The 19666-nt window shown below is 68.2% G+C and carries 19 protein-coding genes; 15 read left to right on the top strand and 4 right to left on the bottom strand.

Annotation, left to right across the window (positions count from 1 at the left end):
- The 14 genes from EV648_RS02775 (at window position 1) to EV648_RS02840 (ending at window position 16283) form a co-directional block, all read left to right on the top strand.
- The gene (locus EV648_RS02775) at window positions 1–555 is read left to right on the top strand and encodes an NADH-quinone oxidoreductase subunit B family protein (RefSeq protein WP_132189734.1); all 555 of its coding nucleotides are present in this window, start codon (window positions 1–3) and stop codon (window positions 553–555) included.
- Entirely contained in the window at window positions 552–1259 is a 708-nt protein-coding gene (locus EV648_RS02780; protein ID WP_132284652.1) for an NADH-quinone oxidoreductase subunit C, read from the top strand. Before EV648_RS02775 ends, EV648_RS02780 begins: the two co-directional genes overlap by 4 nt.
- The gene (locus EV648_RS02785; RefSeq protein WP_132284654.1) at window positions 1259–2614 is read left to right on the top strand and encodes an NADH-quinone oxidoreductase subunit D; all 1356 of its coding nucleotides are present in this window, start codon (window positions 1259–1261) and stop codon (window positions 2612–2614) included. The genes EV648_RS02780 and EV648_RS02785 overlap by 1 nt, the downstream gene beginning before the upstream one ends.
- Entirely contained in the window at window positions 2615–3421 is an 807-nt protein-coding gene (gene nuoE, locus EV648_RS02790; protein ID WP_132284656.1) for an NADH-quinone oxidoreductase subunit NuoE, read from the top strand.
- Window positions 3418–4728, top strand: coding sequence for an NADH-quinone oxidoreductase subunit NuoF (gene nuoF, locus EV648_RS02795; protein WP_199234420.1), 1311 nt, complete (start codon window positions 3418–3420; stop codon window positions 4726–4728). The genes nuoE and nuoF overlap by 4 nt, the downstream gene beginning before the upstream one ends.
- On the top strand, window positions 4725–7154 hold the full coding sequence (locus tag EV648_RS02800; protein WP_132284660.1) for an NADH-quinone oxidoreductase subunit G: 2430 nt from the start codon (window positions 4725–4727) through the stop codon (window positions 7152–7154). Before nuoF ends, EV648_RS02800 begins: the two co-directional genes overlap by 4 nt.
- Window positions 7151–8479 (top strand): NADH-quinone oxidoreductase subunit NuoH, encoded by a 1329-nt coding sequence (gene nuoH / locus EV648_RS02805; RefSeq protein ID WP_132284662.1) that lies wholly within the window; start codon window positions 7151–7153, stop codon window positions 8477–8479. Before EV648_RS02800 ends, nuoH begins: the two co-directional genes overlap by 4 nt.
- Window positions 8472–9035, top strand: a complete 564-nt coding sequence (nuoI, locus tag EV648_RS02810) for an NADH-quinone oxidoreductase subunit NuoI (RefSeq protein ID WP_132284664.1) — start codon at window positions 8472–8474, stop codon at window positions 9033–9035. The genes nuoH and nuoI overlap by 8 nt, the downstream gene beginning before the upstream one ends.
- A complete protein-coding gene (locus EV648_RS02815; RefSeq protein WP_132284666.1) occupies window positions 9032–9877 on the top strand; it encodes an NADH-quinone oxidoreductase subunit J in 846 nt (281 codons plus the stop codon). The genes nuoI and EV648_RS02815 overlap by 4 nt, the downstream gene beginning before the upstream one ends.
- A 73-nt stretch (window positions 9878–9950) precedes the next feature.
- The gene (gene nuoK, locus EV648_RS02820; protein ID WP_020391937.1) at window positions 9951–10250 is read left to right on the top strand and encodes an NADH-quinone oxidoreductase subunit NuoK; all 300 of its coding nucleotides are present in this window, start codon (window positions 9951–9953) and stop codon (window positions 10248–10250) included.
- 12 nt (window positions 10251–10262) lie between these two features.
- Entirely contained in the window at window positions 10263–12134 is a 1872-nt protein-coding gene (nuoL, locus tag EV648_RS02825; protein WP_132284668.1) for an NADH-quinone oxidoreductase subunit L, read from the top strand.
- Complete coding sequence (locus tag EV648_RS02830) at window positions 12131–13654, top strand: NADH-quinone oxidoreductase subunit M (protein ID WP_132284670.1); 1524 nt, start codon at window positions 12131–12133, stop codon at window positions 13652–13654. The genes nuoL and EV648_RS02830 overlap by 4 nt, the downstream gene beginning before the upstream one ends.
- Window positions 13655–13665: 11 nt before the next feature.
- Complete coding sequence (gene nuoN / locus EV648_RS02835) at window positions 13666–15264, top strand: NADH-quinone oxidoreductase subunit NuoN (RefSeq protein ID WP_132285082.1); 1599 nt, start codon at window positions 13666–13668, stop codon at window positions 15262–15264.
- On the top strand, window positions 15261–16283 hold the full coding sequence (locus tag EV648_RS02840) for a polyprenyl synthetase family protein (protein WP_132284672.1): 1023 nt from the start codon (window positions 15261–15263) through the stop codon (window positions 16281–16283). The genes nuoN and EV648_RS02840 overlap by 4 nt, the downstream gene beginning before the upstream one ends.
- Window positions 16284–16303: 20 nt before the next feature.
- Here EV648_RS02840 and EV648_RS02845 read toward each other — a convergent pair whose 3' ends face one another.
- Window positions 16304–16921, bottom strand: a complete 618-nt coding sequence (locus EV648_RS02845) for an AAA family ATPase (RefSeq protein WP_241994831.1) — start codon at window positions 16919–16921, stop codon at window positions 16304–16306.
- A 150-nt stretch (window positions 16922–17071) separates the two neighbouring features.
- On the opposite strand from EV648_RS02845, the gene EV648_RS02850 reads away from it, so the two are divergent.
- The gene (locus EV648_RS02850) at window positions 17072–17470 is read left to right on the top strand and encodes an SRPBCC family protein (RefSeq protein ID WP_132284676.1); all 399 of its coding nucleotides are present in this window, start codon (window positions 17072–17074) and stop codon (window positions 17468–17470) included.
- On the opposite strand, the gene EV648_RS02855 is transcribed toward EV648_RS02850, so the two are convergent.
- From EV648_RS02855 to rarD, 3 genes are all read right to left on the bottom strand, one after another.
- Window positions 17467–17937 carry a cupin domain-containing protein gene (locus tag EV648_RS02855; protein ID WP_132284678.1) on the bottom strand — a complete coding sequence of 157 codons (471 nt, stop codon included), beginning with the start codon at window positions 17935–17937 and terminating at the stop codon, window positions 17467–17469. The genes EV648_RS02850 and EV648_RS02855 overlap by 4 nt on opposite strands.
- A gap of 92 nt (window positions 17938–18029) precedes the next feature.
- Entirely contained in the window at window positions 18030–18512 is a 483-nt protein-coding gene (locus EV648_RS02860; RefSeq protein ID WP_132189747.1) for an Rrf2 family transcriptional regulator, read from the bottom strand.
- A gap of 154 nt (window positions 18513–18666) precedes the next feature.
- Window positions 18667–19578, bottom strand: a complete 912-nt coding sequence (gene rarD, locus EV648_RS02865; RefSeq protein WP_132284680.1) for an EamA family transporter RarD — start codon at window positions 19576–19578, stop codon at window positions 18667–18669.
- Window positions 19579–19666 lie beyond the last annotated feature (88 nt).

Consider the following 19666-nt stretch of genomic DNA (forward strand, 5'->3'; position numbering starts at 1 on the left):
ATGGGTGTTGAGGAACAGCTTCCGGCCGGCGTCCTGCTGACCACCGTCGAGGGCCTGTCGGGCTACATGCGCAAGGCGTCGTTGTGGCCGGCAACCTTCGGCCTGGCCTGCTGCGCCATCGAGATGATGACCACCGGCGCGCCCCGGTACGACGCGGCGCGGTTCGGCATGGAGGTCTTCCGGGCGTCGCCGCGGCAGGCCGACCTGATGATCGTGGCCGGCCGGGTGAGCCAGAAGATGGCCCCGGTGCTGCGCCAGATCTACGACCAGATGCCGAACCCGAAGTGGGTGCTGGCGATGGGTGTCTGCGCGTCGTCCGGCGGCATGTTCAACAACTACGCGATCGTGCAGGGCGTGGACCACGTCGTACCGGTCGACATGTACCTGCCCGGCTGCCCGCCGCGGCCGGAGATGCTGCTGGACGCGTTCCTCAAGCTGCACGCCGACATCCAGAACGGCAAGCTCGGCGCGAACAAGAAGGCACTGCAGGCCGAGGAAGAGGCCGCGGCCCTCACCGCGTCCCCGACGCTCGAGATGAAGGGGCTGCTTCGGTGAGCGATATCCAACCGGAGAACTTGCCGGCGACGACGCCCGGTGGCGACGCTCAGACGCCGGCGGCCGAGGTCGTCGACCAGCGCGAGGGCATGTTCGGCGTCCGCGGTACAGGTGACACGTCCGGCTTCGGCGGCCTGCGCCGCCAGGTCGCGCTGCCCGGCGGATCGGCCAAGCCGTACGGCTCCTGGTACGACGCCGCCACCGAGAAGCTGGAGAGCCTGGTCGGCGACGGCGCGATCGAGAAGGTCGTGGTCGCGTACGGCGAGCTGACCCTGCACGTCCAGCGCGACCGGCTGGTCGAGGTCGCCCAGCACCTGCGCGACGACGAGGCACTGCGGTTCGAGTTCTGCTCCGGTGTCAGCGGCGTGCACTACCCGAACGAGACCGACCGCGAACTGCACGCGGTCTACCACCTGCTCTCGATCACCCACAACCGGCGGATCCGGGTCGAGGTGTCCTGCCCGGACTCCGATCCGCACATCCCGTCCATCGTCTCGGTCTACCCGGCCAACGACTGGCACGAGCGCGAGACCTGGGACTTCTTCGGCATCATCTTCGACGGACACCCGGCGCTGACCCGGATCCAGATGCCCGACGACTGGCCGGGTCACCCGCAACGCAAGGACTACCCGCTCGGCGGCATCGACGTCGAGTACAAGGGCGCCGTCATCCCGCCGCCCGACACGCGGAGGTCGTACAACTGATGACCACTACAGATCCCTACGCCACTGCGGATCCCTACGCACAGGGCCGCGACACCACCGAGGGCAAGGTCTTCACCGTCACCGGTCAGGACTGGGACTCGGTCGTGTCCGGCCTGGGCGACGAACCCGAAGAGCGCATCGTCGTCAACATGGGCCCGCAGCACCCGTCCACCCACGGCGTGCTCCGGCTGATCCTCGAGATCGAGGGCGAGACGGTGACCGAGGCCCGCTGCGGCATCGGCTACCTGCACACCGGTATCGAGAAGAACATGGAGTTCCGCAACTGGACGCAGGGCGTCACGTTCTGCACCCGGATGGACTACCTTTCGCCGTTCTACAACGAGACCGCGTACTGCCTCGCGGTCGAGCGGCTGCTCGGCATCGAGGACCAGATCCCGGAGAAGGCCAACGTGATGCGGGTGCTCCTGATGGAGCTGAACCGGATCTCCAGCCACCTGGTCGCGATCGCCACCGGTGGGATGGAGATCGGTGCGCTGACCGTGATGACGATCGGCTTCCGTGAGCGGGAGATGACGCTCGACCTGTTCGAGCTGATCACCGGACTGCGGATGAACCACGCGTTCATCCGGCCGGGCGGTGTCGCCCAGGACCTGCCGCCGGGGGCGCTGGACAAGATCCGGGACTACATCACCTGGATGAACAAGCACCTGCCCGAGTACGCCGAGCTGTGCAACGCGAACCCGATCTTCAAGGGCCGGCTGCAGAACGTGGGCTACCTGGACCTGGCCGGGTGCATGGCGCTCGGCATCTCCGGGCCGCCGCTGCGCGCCACCGGCTACGGCCTCGACCTGCGCAAGACCCAGCCGTACTGCGGGTACGAGACGTACGACTTCGACGTACCGACCTGGGACACGGCCGACTCGTACGGCCGCTTCCGGGTCCGCCTGCAGGAGATGTGGGAATCGCTGAAGATCGTCGAGCAGTGCGCCGACCGCCTCGCGAAGATGGAGGGCGAGCCGGTGATGGTGGCGGACAAGAAGATCGGCTGGCCGGCCCAGCTTGCCGTCGGCAACGACGGGATGGGCAACTCCCTCGACCACATCAAGCACATCATGGGCGAGTCGATGGAAGCGCTGATCCATCACTTCAAGCTGGTCACCGAGGGCTTCCGGGTGCCGGCCGGGCAGGCCTACGTGGCGGTCGAGTCGCCGCGCGGCGAGCTGGGCTGCCACCTGGTCTCCGACGGCGGCACCAAGCCGTACCGGGCGCACTTCCGCGACCCGTCGTTCGCAAACCTGCAGGCGATGCCGATCCTGTGCGAGGGCGCACAGGTCGCCGACGTGATCGTCGCCGTCGCCAGCCTTGACCCGGTGATGGGTGGAGTGGACCGATAGATGTCTGACACAACCGTTCCCTACAGCACAGGCGAGACGAAGCTCGGCGACACCACGCTCGCCGAGATGCGCGAGCTGGCCGCGCGGTACCCGGTCGGCCGGTCCGCCCTGCTGCCGATGCTGCACCTGGTGCAGTCGGTCGAGGGCCGGATCACCCCCGAGGGCATCGAGGCCTGTGCCGACGTGCTCGGCCTGACCGGCGCCGAGGTGTCGGCGGTCGCGACCTTCTACACGATGTACAAGCGCCGTCCGGTCGGCGACTACCACGTCGGGGTGTGCACCAACACGCTCTGCGCGGTGATGGGCGGCGACCTGATCTTCGAGCGGCTCAAGCAGCACCTCGACGTCGGCAACGACGAGACCACCGAGGACGGCAAGATCACCCTCGAGCACCTCGAGTGCAACGCCGCCTGCGACTACGCGCCGGTGATGATGGTGAACTGGGAGTTCTTCGACGACATGACCCCGGAGTCGGCCACCCAGCTGGTGGACGACCTGCGCGAGGGCACCGAGGTGAAGTCGCCGCGCGGTGCGACGATCTGCACCTGGCGCGAGGCCGAGCGGGTGCTCGCCGGGTTCCCCGACGGTCGTGCCGACGAGGGCCCGACCGGTGGCAAGGCCACCCTGGCCGGCCTGCGGCTGGCCCGCGAGCGCAACTGGAAGGCGCCGCAGGGCAACCACTCCGGCCGTGCGCCGGAGCCGGAGCAGACGGTCTCCCCGGACGCGGCCTCCGGTCCGCGCCCTGAGGACCAGCCCGGCAAGGAATCCCAGACGGTCCACACCGACGACGCGCGGAAGGAGGACTGATCGCCGTGCTGACTCCGGTGCTGTCCGACAACTGGGACCAGATCCGTTCCTGGCAGCTGGCGAGCTACCAGCGCTCCGGCGGCTACGAGGCGCTGAAGACCGCGCTGCGGATGCAGCCGGCCGACGTAGTCACCGCGGTGAAGGACTCGGGCCTGCGCGGCCGTGGCGGTGCGGGCTTCCCGACCGGCATGAAGTGGTCCTTCATCCCGCAGGACAACCCCAAGCCGAAGTACCTGGTGGTGAACGCGGACGAGTCCGAGCCGGGCACCTGCAAGGACATCCCGCTGATGCTCGCCTCGCCGCACACCCTGGTCGAGGGCGTGATCATCTCGGCGTACGCGATCCGCGCGAACACGGCGTTCATCTACGTCCGCGGTGAGGTGCTGCACGTGGTCCGCCGGCTGCAGCAGGCGGTCGCCGAGGCCAGGGCGGCCGGCTTCATCGGCGTCGACATCCTCGGCAGCGGCTACGACCTCGACGTGATCGTGCACGCCGGCGCCGGCGCCTACATCTGCGGCGAGGAGACGGCGCTGCTCGACTCGCTGGAAGGTCGTCGTGGTCAACCCCGGCTGCGTCCTCCGTTCCCCGCGGTGGCCGGCCTGTACGGCTGCCCCACTGTCATCAACAACGTCGAGTCGATCGCGTCAGTTCCCTCGATCATCGCCAACGGCCCGGACTGGTTCGCCTCGATGGGCACCGAGAAGTCCAAGGGCCCGACGATCTACTCGCTGTCCGGGCACGTCACCCGGCCGGGCCAGTACGAGGCGCCGATGGGGATCACCCTGCGGGAGCTGCTCGACCTGGCCGGTGGGGTCCGCGAGGGCCACACGCTGAAGTTCTGGACCCCGGGCGGGTCCTCGACGCCGCTGCTGACCGCCGACCACCTCGACGTGCCGCTGGACTACGAGGGTGTGTCCGGGGCCGGTTCGCTGCTCGGCACCAAGGCGCTGCAGATCTTCGACGAGACCGTCTGCCCGGTCCGCGCGACTCTGCGCTGGACCGAGTTCTACAAGCACGAGTCCTGTGGCAAGTGCACCCCGTGCCGAGAGGGCACCTGGTGGCTGGTGCAGATCCTGGAGCGGCTGGAGGCCGGTCAGGGTGGCGAGGAGGACCTCGAGACCCTGCTGGACCTGAGCGACAACATCACCGGCCGGTCGTTCTGCGCGCTGGCCGACGGTGCCACCGCGCCGATCACCAGCTCGATCCAGCACTTCAAGGACGACTACATCGCCCACTTCACGAACGGCGGTTGCCCGTTCGACCCGATGGCGTCCACCGTCTTCGCGACCGCTGGAGCAAGCGCATGACGATCCAAGCGAATCCCCCGGCCGGGTCCGAGGTGGAGCGCACCGACCTGGTGACCGTCACGATCGACGACATCGAGGTGAAGGTTCCGAAGAACACGCTGGCGATCCGCGCCGCCGAGCAGATCGGCGTACAGATCCCGCGGTTCTGCGACCACCCGCTGCTCGACCCGGTCGCCGCCTGCCGGCAGTGCCTGGTCGAGGTGGTCGACGCCGGCAACGGCCGGGGGATGCCCAAGCCGCAGACCTCCTGCTCGCTGACCGTTGCCGACGGCATGGTGCTGCGGACCCAGCTCAGCTCGCCGGTGGCCGACAAGGCGCAGCAGGGCCAGATGGAGTTCCTGCTGATCAACCACCCGCTGGACTGCCCGGTCTGCGACAAGGGTGGCGAGTGCCCGCTGCAGAACCAGGCGATGACGAACGGCCGGGGCGAGAGCCGCTTCCACGGGGTGAAGCGGACCTACCCCAAGCCGATCAACATCTCCGCGCAGGTGCTGCTGGACCGCGAGCGCTGCGTGCTCTGCGCCCGCTGCACCCGGTTCTCCCAGCAGATCGCCGGTGACCCGTTCATCGAGCTGCTCGAGCGGGGCGCCCTGCAGCAGGTCGGCATCTACGAGAAGGAGCCGTTCGAGAGCTACTTCTCCGGCAACACGATCCAGATCTGCCCGGTCGGCGCGCTCACCAGCGCGGCGTACCGGTTCCGGTCCCGGCCGTTCGACCTCGTCTCGGTGCCGTCGGTGGCCGAGCACGACGCGTCCGGCTCGGCGATCCGGGTCGACTTCCGCCGCGGCAAGGTGATGCGCCGGCTGGCCGGCGACGACCCAGAGGTCAACGAGGAGTGGATCTCCGACCGCGATCGGTTCGCCTTCAACTACGCGACCACCGGTGACCGGCTGACCCACCCGCTGATCCGCGAGGACGGCGAGCTGCGGCCCGCCTCCTGGCCGGAGGCGCTGGACTTCGCGGCGAAGAAGCTCACCGCAGCCCGGGGCAACGCCGCCGTCCTGACCGGTGGCCGGCTGACCCTCGAGGACGCCTACGCGTACTCGAAGTTCGCCCGGGTCGCCCTCGGCACCAACGACATCGACTTCCGGTCCCGGCCGCACTCGGTGGAGGAAGCCGACTTCCTCGCCGCCGCGGTCGCCGGCACCGGGATCGGTACGACGTTCGGGGACCTCGAGCGCGCGGGATCCGTGCTGCTGGTCGGGTTCGAGCCCGAGGAGGAGTCGCCGACGGTCTTCCTGCGGCTCCGCAAGGGTGTTCGCAAGATCGGCACCAAGGTCTTCACCGTGGCGCCGTTCGCCTCGCGCGGAGTACAGAAGCTCTCCGGTGTCGTCGTCCAGACCTCGCCGGGCACGGAGGCCGCGGTACTGGGTGATCTCCGGAGCATGGGCGAGGCCGGAGCCGCGGCGCAGGACGCGCTCGGCGCCGACGCGATCATCATCGTGGGCGAGCGGCTCGCGGCCGTGCCGGGCGCACTGTCCGCGGCGCTGCGGCTGGCGCTGGACACGGGCGCGCAACTGGCCTGGATCCCGCGCCGTGCGGGCGACCGTGGCGCGCTCGAGGCCGGCTGCCTGCCGGCCCTTTTGCCGGGCGGCCGCCTGGTGACGGACGCTGCCGCGCGGGTCGACCTGCAGGCGGCGTGGGGCGTCGAGCACCTGCCGGGCACCATCGGCCGGGACACCGGCGAGATCATCGAGGCGGCCGGATCGCTGCAGGCGCTGGTCGTCGCCGGGGTCGAGATCGACGACCTGCCGGACCCGGAGGCCGCCCTGGCCGCGCTGGAGGCCGCGCCGTTCGTGGTCAGCTTCGAGGTGCGCAGCTCGCAGGTGACCGAGCACGCCGACGTCGTCTTCCCGGTGGTTCCGCCGGCGGAGAAGGACGGCACCTTCGTGAACTGGGAGGGTCGCGAGCGGCCGTTCCCGGTGGTGCTCCAGGTGCCCGCCGCGATGCCGGATGTCCGGGCCCTCGCCGCGCTGGCGCAGGAGATGGACACCCCGCTGGGGTTCGGCACCCCGGCCGGTGCGAAGAAGGAGTTCGACGAGCTCGGCCGCTGGGACGGCGACCGGGCCAGCGAGCCGACGTACCAGGCCGGTCCGGCGCTGGGCGCCTTCGACTCGACCCGGCTGGCGACCTGGCGGATGCTGATCGACGACAGCCGCGGCAACGATGGTGAGCCGCACCTGGTCGCGACCGCCCGCCGCCCGGTGGCGCGGATCTCGCGGACCACGGCGCACCGGATCGGTGTGCACGACGGTGACGAGCTCGTGGTGAGCACGGACGCCGGCTCGATCCGGCTGCCGGTGCTGATCACGCAGATGACCGACAACGTGGTCTGGCTGCCGACCAACTCGGCCGACTCGCACGTCAGAAGGTCGCTGCACGCCGACCATGGCTCGATCGTGACGATCGCCGGAGGGAACGCATGAGCCCCATCTCCCTGGTGGCACGGCCGCTCGCCGTGCCGGACGCCGGAGTCGGCAACGATCCCTGGTGGGTCGTTGTCCTCAAGGTCCTGATCATCTTCGTCTTCCTGATCGTGCTGACGCTGTTCAACATCTGGTGGGAGCGCCGGGTCGTGGCCCGGATGCAGCACCGGATCGGACCGAACGTGCACGGCCCGTTCGGTCTGCTCCAGTCGCTCGCCGACGGTATGAAGCTGATGTTCAAGGAAGACCTGATGCCGAAGGGCGTGGACCGGTTCCTCTACGTCGCGGCGCCGGTGATCGTGTCGATCCCGGCCTTCCTGACCTTCGCGGTGATCCCGTTCGGGCCGACGGTGAAGATCCCCTTCACCGACACCTACACCCGGCTGCAGCTCACCGACCTGCCGGTCTCGGTGCTGTACGTGATGGCGATCGCCTCGATCGGCATCTACGGCATCGTGCTGGGCGGCTGGTCGTCGAACTCGACCTACTCGCTGCTCGGTGGTCTGCGCTCGAGCGCCCAGATGATCTCCTACGAGGTCGGCATGGGCCTGGCGCTGGTGACGGTCTTCCTGTTCGCCGGCTCGATGTCCACCTGGGACATCGTCCAGGCGCAGGGCTCGCACCAGTCGATCAACCTGTTCGGCGCGGACATCCCGATCCCCGGCTGGTACGCGTTCCTGCTCTTCCCGTCCTTCGTGATCTACGTGGTCTCGATGATCGGCGAGACGAACCGGGCGCCGTTCGACCTGCCGGAGGCCGAGGGCGAGCTGGTGGCCGGCTTCCTGACCGAGTACTCGTCGATGAAGTACGCGATGTTCTTCCTGGCCGAGTACATCAACATGGCGACGGTGTCGGCGCTGGCGACCACCCTGTTCCTGGGCGGCTACCGGGCGCCCTGGCCGATCTCGATCTGGGACGGCGCGAACTCGGGCTTCTGGCCGGTGCTGTGGTTCGTCGGCAAGATGATGTGCTTCATCTTCTTCTACATCTGGCTGCGCGGGACGCTGCCGCGACTGCGCTACGACCAGTTCATGAAGCTGGGCTGGAAGATCCTGATCCCGGTCTCGCTGGGCTGGATCGTGCTGGTCGCCACCGTGCGCGCCGTCGGCCGCGAGGTCGACTTCCAGCGCAACTGGCTGCTGGTGGCCGCGGGCATCGTCGCGCTGATCGCGGTGATCACGATGTTCCTGCCGCAGAAGAAGACCGAGGACAAGTCCGGACTGCCTGAGGAGGACGCCGACTTCGACGCCTTCGCCGGCGGGTTCCCGGTTCCACCACCGCTCGTCAAGACTCCGAGCCGAAGCGAGGAAGCCGACCGTGGCTAGTGTCAAAGAATCCCTCTGGGATCCGGTAGCCGGGTTCGGGGTCACCTTCCGGACGATGTTCCGGAAGGTGTTCACCGAGCAGTACCCGTTCGACAAGAAGCCGACCGCGCCGCGGTTCCACGGCAGGCACCAGCTGAACCGCTGGCCCGACGGCCTGGAGAAGTGCATCGGCTGCGAGCTGTGCGCCTGGGCCTGCCCGGCGGACGCGATCTACGTCGAGGGCGCCGACAACACTGTAGATTCAGCCGGCGGCTCTGCTAGATATTCGCCGGGTGAGCGCTACGGCCGCGTCTACCAGATCAACTACCTGCGCTGCATCCTCTGCGGACTCTGCATCGAGGCGTGCCCGACCCGGGCGCTCACGATGACCAACGAGTACGAGCTGGCCGACCGCAGCCGCGAGTCCCTCATCTACGAGAAGAAGGACCTGCTCGCCCCGCTGCTTCCCGGCATGCAGGAGCCGCCGCACGAGATGCTGCTCGGCACCACCGACAAGGACTACTACCGCGGCCTGACCGGCGCGGCCGTGCCCGCCGAGGGAGGTGCCGAGCAGTGATCGGTCTCGTCACCGGCGGCCAGTTCGCCTTCTGGATGCTGGCGCCGATCATGGTGCTGGCCGCGATCGCGATGATCCTGGTCCGCAAGGCGGTGCACTCGGCGTTGCTGCTGGCAACGGTGATGGTCTGCCTGGCCGTGCAGTACGCGGCCCAGGACGCGCCGTTCCTGTTCGCGGTGCAGATCATCGTCTACACCGGCGCCATCCTGATGCTCTTCCTGTTCGTGCTGATGCTGGTCGGCGTCGACGCCTCCGACTCGCTGGTCGAGACGATCCGCGGTCAGCGGCTGCTGGCCGGCCTCGCCTTCCTCGGCTTCGGCATCCTGCTGGTCTCCGCGGTCGGCAACGCCGTGTACGGCGACCCGGTGGGCCTCGCGCAGGCGCAGCCGGACGGCAACCCGAAGGGGATCGCCCAGCTGCTGTTCGGCAAGTACGTGTTCGCCTTCGAGGTGACCTCGGCGCTGCTGATCACCGCGGCGCTGGGCGCGATGATGCTGGCGCACCGCGAGCGGCTCAAGCCGAAGCGGACCCAGCGCGACCTGGCCGAGGAGCGGATCCGCAAGTACGCCGAGACCGGCGTACACCCGGGCCCGCTGCCGACCCCCGGCGTACTGGCCCGGCACAACGCCGTCGACACGCCGGCGCTGCTGCCCGACGGGTCGATCGCACCGACCTCGGTTTCGCGCGTGCTGCAGGCACGTGGCACGGTGTTCCCCGAGACCGAGGAGCGCGACGAGATCGAGACCGTCCGCCGGATCGCCGACGGCGACGCCGGCGACGTGGTCCCGCCGGAGCACACCGGCACGGACCTGACCGGATTCGGTGAAGGAGAAAAGGCGTGAGAGAGCGGAGCGAGCGAACCATTAAGGCCAGCACGCCTTCGTCATGCGCGCCCGGAGCGAAGCGAGGGCGCGCATGACCACCGAGCCGTACATCGTGTTGTCTGCGATGTTGTTCAGCATCGGCGCGCTGGGCGTTCTGGTGCGTCGCAACGCCATCGTCGTCTTCATGTGTGTCGAGCTGATGCTGAACGCGACCAACCTCGCGTTCGTCAGCTTCGCCCGCCAGCACGGCAACCTCGACGGCCAGATCGCCGCCTTCTTCGTGATGGTGGTGGCGGCGGCCGAGGTTGTGATCGGCCTGGCGATCATCATGGCCATCTTCCGCACTCGTCGCTCGGCCTCGGTCGACGACGCCAACCTGCTCAAGTACTGAGGTCGATCACCGATGAGTCATGAGCTGACGTGGCTGCTGGTCGCGATCCCGGCCGTGTCCGCGGCGATCCTGTTGCTCGGTGGCAAGGCCACCGACGCATGGGGTCACCTGCTGGGCACCGCCGCGCCGCTGGCCTCGTTCGTCTGCGGAGTCCTGCTGTTCTTCCAGATGCAGGCCAAGCCCGGCGAGGAGCGGTCCGAAACGGTCAAGCTGTTCGAGTGGTTCTCGGTCGGCGGCATCAAGGTGGATGTGACGCTGCTGGTCGACCAGCTGTCCATCCTCTTCGTGCTGCTGATCACCGGTGTGGGTTCGCTGATCCACATCTACTCGATCGGCTACATGGCCGGCGACCCCCGCCGGCGCCGCTTCTTCGCCTACCTGAACCTGTTCATCGCCTCCATGCTGCTGCTGGTGCTGGCGGCGGACTACCTGGTGGTCTTCGTCGGCTGGGAAGGCGTCGGTCTGGCGTCGTACCTGCTGATCGGCTACTACCAGGCCAAGCCGTCGGCCGCGACCGCCGCGAAGAAGGCGTTCGTGGTGAACCGGGTCGGTGACATGGGCCTCTCGCTCGCGGTGATGAGCATGTGGGCGTTGTTCGGCTCCTCCGCGTTCACCACGGTGAACGCGGGCGCCGAGCAACTGTCCTCCACCTGGGCGACACTGCTGGGTCTGATGCTGCTGCTCGCGGCCTGCGGCAAGTCCGCGCAGGTGCCGCTGCAGTCGTGGCTGCTCGACGCGATGGAAGGCCCGACCCCGGTGTCGGCGCTGATCCACGCGGCGACCATGGTCACCGCGGGCGTCTACCTGGTGACGCGGTCGAGCGCGATCTACGAGCAGACCGACGCGGCCTCCACCGCGGTGGTGATCGTCGGTACGGTGACAGTCCTGGTCGGCGCGATCATCGGTTGTGCCAAGGACGACATCAAGAAGGTGCTGGCCGGTTCGACGATGAGCCAGATCGGCTACATGATGCTCGCCGCCGGTCTCGGCCCGGTGGGTTACGTCTTCGCGATCTTCCACCTGCTCATGCACGGCTTCTTCAAGGCCAACATGTTCCTCGGTGCCGGCTCGGTGATGCACGGCATGAACGACGACGTGGACATGCGGCGCTACGGCGGGCTGGCGAAGTACATGAGGATCACGTTCGTGACGTTCGCCTTCGGCTACCTGGCGATCCTCGGCATCCCGCCGTTCTCCGGGTTCTTCAGCAAGGACAAGATCATCGAGGTCGCCTTCGCGGAGAACACGGTGGTCGGCCTGTGCGCGCTGCTCGGCGCCGGCATCACCGCGTTCTACATGACCCGGCTGATGATGATGACCTTCTTCGGTGAGAAGCGCTGGAAGGAGGACGTGCACCCGCACGAGTCGCCGAAGGTGATGACCGGTCCGCTGATCATCCTGGCGATCCTCTCGCTGGTCGGCGGCGCGCTCTACTTCGTCGGCCACTGGATCGTCAACTGGCTGGAGCCGGTCACCGGTTTCGAGGAAGCACACCCGCCGCTCAGCGAGCTGGCGATGACGCTGATCATCCTCGCGGTGGTCGTCCTCGGCGCCGCCATCGGAGTCGTGCTGTACCGCCGCGACATCCCGCGCGAGGCGCCGGTCCAGGTCTCGCCGGTCACCACCTTCGCCCGCCGTGACCTGTTCGGCGACGCGCTGAACGAGGCGGTCCTGATGCGCCCGGGCCAGTACCTCACCCGGACGCTGGTCTGGCTCGACAACCGCGGGGTGGACGGCCTGGTCAACGGGCTGGCCGCGCTCTTCGGTGGGCTGTCCGGCCGGATGCGCCGGTTCCAGACGGGCTTCGTCCGTTCGTACGCACTCAGCATGGTCTTCGGCGCCGCATTCGTGGTCGTCGCCCTCCTCGCGGTGAGGTTGTCGTGAACATCGGTTGGTTGACCCTGACAATGCTCCTGCCGCTGGTGGGTGTCCTGGCGACGATGGTGGTGCCGAAGGCCAAGGCGCTGCTGTCCAAGCAGATCGCGCTGGGCTGCTCGCTGCTCACGCTGGTGCTGACCCTCGTGATCGCTGTCGGCTACCAGCAGAACGGGCCGGCGGACTACGAAGAGACGCACACCTGGATCGAGGCCTTCGGCGCGCACTACGCGGTCGGGCTCGACGGCGTCGGCATCGTGCTGATCGTGCTCACCGCGTTGCTCACCCCGGTCGTGCTGATCGCCTCCTGGAACGACGCCAAGAGCGGCCGCTGGAGCGAGAAGTCCTTCTTCGCCTGGATCCTGGGCCTGGAGGCGCTGTCGATCGGCGTGTTCGCCGCCACCGACGTGTTCCTCTTCTACGTGCTCTTCGAAGCCACGCTGATCCCGATGTATTTCCTGATCGGTGGCTTCGGCGGCGCCCAGCGCTCGTACGCCGCGGTGAAGTTCCTGCTCTACTCGCTGCTCGGCGGTCTGCTGATGCTGGCGTCGGTGGTCGGCCTGTACGTCGTGTCCGCCAAGGCCGGTGACCCGTCGTACCTGCTCAGCGACATGATGAAGCTCGACATGAGCCAGAACACCGAGCGCTGGCTGTTCCTCGGCTTCTTCTTCGCCTTCGCGGTGAAGGCGCCGATGGTGCCGTTCCACACCTGGCTGCCGGACGCCGCCGCCGAGGCGACGCCGGGTACGTCGGTGCTGCTGGTCGGCATCCTGGACAAGATCGGCACCTTCGGGATGATCCGGTTCTGCCTGGGCCTGTTCCCGAACGCGTCCGAGTGGGCCACCCCGGTGGTGCTCGTGCTCGCGCTGATCAGCGTCCTGTACGGCGCGCTGGTCGCGATCGGGCAGACCGACATCAAGCGGCTGATCGCGTACACCTCGATCTCGCACTTCGGCTTCATCGTGATGGGCATCTTCGCGCTCACCTCGCAGGGCCTGACCGGTTCGACGCTGTACATGTTCAACCACGGTCTCTCCACCGCGGCGCTGTTCCTGATCGCCGGGTACCTGATCTCGCGGCGCGGGTCGGCCCGGATCGCGGACTACGGCGGCGTCGAGAAGGTGGCTCCGGTGCTGGCCGGCACCTTCCTGTTCGCCGGCCTGTCCAGCCTCGCGCTGCCCGGGTTGTCGCCGTTCATCTCCGAGTTCATGGTGCTCGCCGGGACCTTCAGCAGGCACAAGGTGATCGCGGTGATCGCCGTGCTCGGTATCGTGCTGGCCGCGCTCTACATCCTGATCATGTACCAACGCCTGATGACCGGGCCGGTGCGTGACGGAATCGACAAGATCAAGGACCTGAACTTCCGCGAGGTGTTCGCGATCGCACCGCTGGTGCTGCTGATCGTCGGCTTCGGCATCTACCCGAAGCCGGTGGTCGACATCATCAAGCCGGCGGTCGAGTCGACGATGCAGCGCGTGGGTGTCACCGACCCGGCCCCGCAGGTTCCCGTGACGGAGGGACAGAAGTGAGTGCAGTGCTGATGCCGCTGGCGGCGGAGATCTCCAGGCCGCTCGCGGACTTCGTGGCACCGAAGATCGAGTACAACGAGCTCGCTCCGCTGCTCGTCGTCTTCGGCGCGGCGTGTGTCGGCGTTCTCGCGGAGGCGTTCCTGCCGCGGTCCTGGCGGCACCTCGTGCAGCTGGCGATCTCCATCCTCGGCCTGCTCGTCGCCGGCGTGCTGGCGGTGATCCTGATGGCCGACAACGAAGACCTGATCGCGGCCCAGGGCGCGATCTCGGTGGACGGCCCGGCGCTGTTCACCTGGATCCTCCTGCTGGCGCTGACCCTGATCAGCGTGTTGCTGTTCGCCGAGCGCTCGGTCGACGGTGGCCTGTCCGCGTTCGCGGGCCAGGCGGCCGCGGTACCGGGGTCTGAGGCGGAGCGGGAGGCCACCGCGGCCAAGGTCGAGCACACCGAGGTCTTCCCGCTGACCATGTTCGCGGTCGGCGGCATGATGCTGTTCGCCTCGGCGAACGACCTGCTGACGCTGTTCGTCGCGCTCGAGGTCTTCTCACTGCCGCTCTACCTGCTCTGCGGGCTGGCCCGTCGTCGCCGGCTGATCTCGCAGGAAGCGGCGATGAAGTACTTCCTGCTCGGCGCGTTCGCCTCGGCGTTCCTGCTCTACGGCATCGCGCTGCTCTACGGCTACGCCGGCACCATGTCGCTCGGCGGCATCTCCGACGCGCTGGCCACCCAGACCGGCGGCGACGCGATCCTGCTGGCCGGTACCGGCCTGATCGGGGTCGGCCTGCTGTTCAAGGTCGGCGCCGTGCCGTTCCACTCGTGGACGCCGGACGTCTACCAGGGTGCGCCGACGCCGATCACCGGGTTCATGGCGGCCTGCACCAAGATCGCCGCGTTCATCGGGCTGATGCGGGTCTTCTACGTCGCGCTCGGCGGCACCCGCTGGGACTGGGCGCCGATGATGTGGGTGGTCGCCATCCTGACCATGGTGGTCGGCTCGGTCGTCGCGATCACCCAGACCGACGTCAAGCGGATGCTGGCCTACTCGTCGATCGCGCACGCAGGATTCCTGCTGACCGCTTTCGTGGGGCTCGCGCAGGCCGGGAACGGCGTGCTCAACGGGATCACCTCGACCCAGGCGGTGCTGTTCTACCTGGTCACCTACGGTTTCCCGACCATCGGCGCCTTCGCCGTCGTCACGCTGGTGCGGGACGCGGGCGGCGAGGCGACCCACCTGTCCCGATGGGCCGGGCTGGGCAAGAAGTCGCCGCTGCTGGCCGGCATCTTCGCCTTCTTCCTGCTCTCCTTCGCCGGCATCCCGCTGACCGCGGGCTTCACCGGCAAGTGGGCCGTGTTCACCGCGGCGTGGTCCGGTGGCGCCTGGCCGCTGGTGGTGGTCGCCGTACTGTGCAGCCTGGTCGCCGCGTTCTTCTACGTCCGCGTGATCGTGCTGATGTTCTTCTCCGACCTGCCGGCCGACAGCCCGGACGTGGCCCTGCCCGGGTGGCAGACCACCGCGGCTGTCGCCCTGGGTCTCGCCGCCACGGTGGTGCTCGGTCTGGTTCCCGGACCGGTGCTCGACCTGGCGGCCCGAGCGGGTGAGTTCATCCGTTGAGCCAGTCACCGCTGCCGGCCGAGAGCCTGGGATTCGAGTTCGCCGACGCGGCGCTCGAGTCCCGGGTTCGTACTGGGCTGGAGGCGGTCGAGCGGGCGCTCCGCGACGCCGCCCGTTCCGAAGCTCCTTTCGTCACCGAGGCCGCCCAGCACGTGATGGTTGCCGGTGGCAAGCGGTTCCGGCCGTTGCTGGTGCTGCTCGCCGCTGAGCTCGGTTCCGAGCCGGGCGCGACCGGGGTGGTCGACTCCGCCGTGGTGGTCGAGCTGACCCACCTGGCGACCCTGTACCACGACGACGTGATGGACGAGGCGGCGCTGCGCCGCGGCGCCGACAGCGCCAACGCGCGCTGGGACAACTCGGTGGCGATCCTGACCGGCGACTGGCTGTTCGCCCGGGCCTCCGACCTGGTTTCCGACCTCGGCCCCGAGGCGGTCAAGATCCAGGCCCGCACCTTCGGCCGGCTGGTCGAGGGCCAGATCCGGGAGACGCTCGGTGTCTCGCCGGGCCAGGACCCGCTCGCGCACTACCTGTCGGTGGTCGCGGACAAGACCGGCTCGCTGATCGCGACGTCCGCGCTCTTCGGCGCTCGCTTCGCCGGTGCCTCCGCCGAGATCCAGGAGACGCTGCGGGCCTTCGGCGAGGAGATCGGCCAGGCCTTCCAGCTGGCCGACGACATCCTCGACGTGACCTCGGAGTCCGGTCAGTCCGGGAAGACGCCCGGGACGGATCTGCGCGAAGGCGTGCCTACCCTGCCGGTGCTGATCTTCCGGGCCCAGGCGGATCCGGCCAAGGCCGAGGACGCCCGGCTGCTCGACCTGCTCGACTCCGACCTGAGCGACGATGCCCGGCTGGCCGAGACCCTCGGGCTGCTGCGGTCGCACTCGTCGCTGCAGCAGGCCGAGGACGACGTACGCCGTCGCGCGGACGACGCCCGCAAGCTGCTCGAAGACCTTCCGGAGGGCCCGGGCCGCAGCGCGCTCGAGTCCCTGTGCGACCTGGTGGTCACCCGCTCGGTCTGATCCCCGTCCGCTCCTGCGGGCTAGTGGTCGGGTCGCGGGGTGAAGGTGATCTTGCGGAGCAGGTCGGCCTGGTCCCGGTCCAGGATCACCGCGGAGGCCGCGCCGGGGACCACCTGCCCAGGGTCATCGGCTGCCAGGTCGAGCAACTCGGGCCAGCGACGGCTGTGGACCGCCATGCTCCGCGGTCGCACCACCCGCGCACGCGACTGCTGCCCGAGCCGCGCCACGTCAGCCGGTACGTCGAGCATGATCAGGTGGACCGCCAGTCCCGAGAGCCGGGCGCATCGCCCGATCAGTTGCCTCGCCCAGGGTCTCGTCGCGCACTCGTGAACCACCAACGGGCCGCCGCCGCGGATGGCCCGCAGTACGCGCGCGTAGTACGTGAGGTGCATCAACGGGCGCCAGACGGAGTACGGGATGGGACCGAGCACCGGCTTCCAGCGGTCCCTGATGCGTTCGGAGTCGAGGACCCGTACGGCGGCGGACTCGGGGAACAACCGGCGGAGCAACGTGCTCTTGCCGGCTCCCGGGATCCCGGCCAGCACGACGACGGAGTCCGCCGGGTACCGCAACTCGGTGATGCCCGGATCCTGGCGGGCATCCGGCGGGATGAGCAGAGCTGTCAAAGGAACCTCCATCGGCTTTCCCTCGACAACGGGAGAGGCGGCTACCGGTGTTCCGCGATCGGCGCCAGGGACGCTAAGAAGTCGATGAGAATCCGCTGAGTCCGCAGAGGATGTCCGGTCTGTTCAAGACGGCCGGAGCGGCGGCCGGATAGCGTCGCCGTCATGGCTACAGAAACCCGGCACCTCAGTACCTTTGTCGATCGGTCCGCGCAGGAGGTCTACGACTTCGCCTCCGACCCGACCAACCTGCCGGCATGGGCCGCAGGGCTGAGCAGCAAGGTGGAACAGGTCGACGGTCAGTGGTTCGCGGACTCACCGATGGGCCGGATCGAGCTCTCTTTCGCACCCAAGAATGAGTACGGCGTACTGGACCACACGGTCATTCTGGCGTCCGGCGAGGCGACGGCCAACCCGATGCGGGTGATTCCCGACGGCGCCGGCTGTGAAGTCGTCTTCACCCTCCGGCGCCGTCCGGGAATGACCGATGACGACTACGCTGCCGACGCCGACGCCGTACAGGCCGACCTCAACACCCTCAAACACCTGCTGGAAAAGGCCTAACGCCCGATCCAGACCGGGCTCTCGACATAGTGGTTGTCGTAGAGGTCACTGGTCGCGGCGAGCTCGGCCGGGTCCGTCTCGCCGCGGTACACGCCCTCGAGCAGGCGGTAGTAGTCGAAGCGCGGCTTGGCGTGCGTGAGCACGAACAGTACTTCGGCGTCGCTGGTGCCGGCCGCCTCGAAGGCGTGTGCGGTCTTCGGTGGGACCACCAGGAAGTCGCCCTCGTTGAGGATCACGAGATCGTCGCCGGTGAGCACGCGGAGGCTGCCGGTGAGGATGTAGAACAGCTCGGACGCGTCCCGGTGCAGGTGCGGGGGAGCGCCTTCCTTGCCGGGCTTGAAGATCGAGCGGTGGCTGGTCAGGTGCCCGTTCGTGGCCGGGGTGTCCGCGAGCAGAGTGACGCCGCTGGCGGCCAGGACCTCGGCCTCGGTAGAGCGGACGAGAACCGGGTTCGTGTTGGTGCTCATGGTGGTTTCTCCTGGGTTGCTAGTCTGAATGTTGAGGACGTTTGATGTCCAGAATCAAGGCCTGGAGGGAGCCGGGGGTGGATCGGTGCGGCTCAGGACTTGAGGTTGGCGAACCAGTTGCGGGTGTCGTCGGCGGTGGCGGGGTAGGAGGTCTCGACCTGGCGGACGAGGTCGGCGATGGTCTTGCCGGCCAGTTCGCGGCGATAGGTGAGCTCGGCCTTGCGCATCGACTGGGAGATCACGCAGATCTTGCGGTAGTCAGCCTTCGGGTCGGCGCCGGGTCCGGACTTCAGGATCTGCGTGCAGCGGAAGGCGTCCTCGGGTCCGTCGATCGCGGTCACCACGTCGAGCACGCTGATCTTGTCCGGCCGGCGGGCCAGCTGGAACCCTCCCTTGGGTCCGGAGGTCGAGGTGAGGATGCCTGCTCTGGTCAGCGCCTGGAGTTGTTTGTTCAGGTACGCGGTGGGCAGGTTGTAGAACGCGGCGAGGCGCTTGGCGGTGACGGCCTCGCCCGGGATGAAGCACAGGTTCACGCAACTGTGCAGCGCCCACTCCACGCCCTCGTTCATCTTCATAACCTAGATACTAAATGTCCAGAATGAAATCCGTCAAGCGCTCGTCGGCCGGTCGTGTTCGGGCTCCTTGAAGAACTGAGACAGTGTTTTGGGCTCTGAAACACTGTTTTACCTCGACGTCGTACAGACCGGCGCGTGGGCGGCCGTCGTACGGTCAGGCTGCGGAGGCGGCGACCTCTAGGGCTGCCAGGGTGCGGCGGCGGCGGGTCACGCCGTGCCAGGTGAGGATCACCAGGGCCAGCCAGACCAGCCCGAAGCCGGCCCAGCGCATCGGCGACATCAGTTCGTGGAAGACCAGCACGCCCACGGCGAACTGCATGATCGGCGCGATGTAGTTCAGCAGTCCCAGCGTGGTCATCGAGATCCGGGTCGCGGCGGCCCCGAACAACAGCAGCGGTACCGCGGTGATCGGTCCGGTCAACAGCACGAGCACGAGGTAGCCGAGGCCCTCGTGAGTCACGGTGGACTGGCCCTGGATGCCGAGCACCAGGATCGCGATCAGCGCGAGCGGAGCCACCGTGGCCGACTCGACCGCCATTCCCTCGATCGCCCCGGCGCCGGCCTTCTTCTTCGCCAGTCCGTAGAACCCGAACGAGAAGGTCAGGATGATCGCGACCCACGGCGGCCTGCCGTTCTCCACGGTCAGGCCGACCACGGCGACGAACGCGATCGCCAGCGCGATCCACTGCGCCACCTGGAGCCGCTCCTTCAGCACGATCACGCCGAGCAGCACGGTGAACAGCGGAGTGATGAAGTACCCGAGCGAGGTCTCGACCACCCGGTCGTGGTTGACGCCCCAGATGTAGGTGCCCCAGTTCACCGAGATCAGCAGCGCCGCGGCGACCAGTGGCCATCGCCGGCGGGGATCCGCGAGGAGGGCCCGCACGTGGCCGAAGCGTCGCCGTACCAGCACCAGCGCGACGATCGTGATCAGTGACCAGTGGATCCGGTGGGCGAGCAGTTCGACCGCGCCGGAGGAGTCGAGGAGCTTCCAGTAGAGCGGGAAGAGGCCCCAGAGCAGATAGGCCGAGAAGCCGTAGATGAACCCTCTCCGCTGTTCTGGCACGCTCGCGAGTCTAGACCTGACGTCAGTTGCGTCAAAGTCCTTTGCTCATGACGTGAGATGCGCTTTTCCGATGAGGTTGGATAGAGAT

It is taken from the genome of Kribbella sp. VKM Ac-2568, from assembly GCF_004345365.1.
Classification (GTDB): Bacteria; Actinomycetota; Actinomycetes; order Propionibacteriales; family Kribbellaceae; genus Kribbella; species Kribbella orskensis.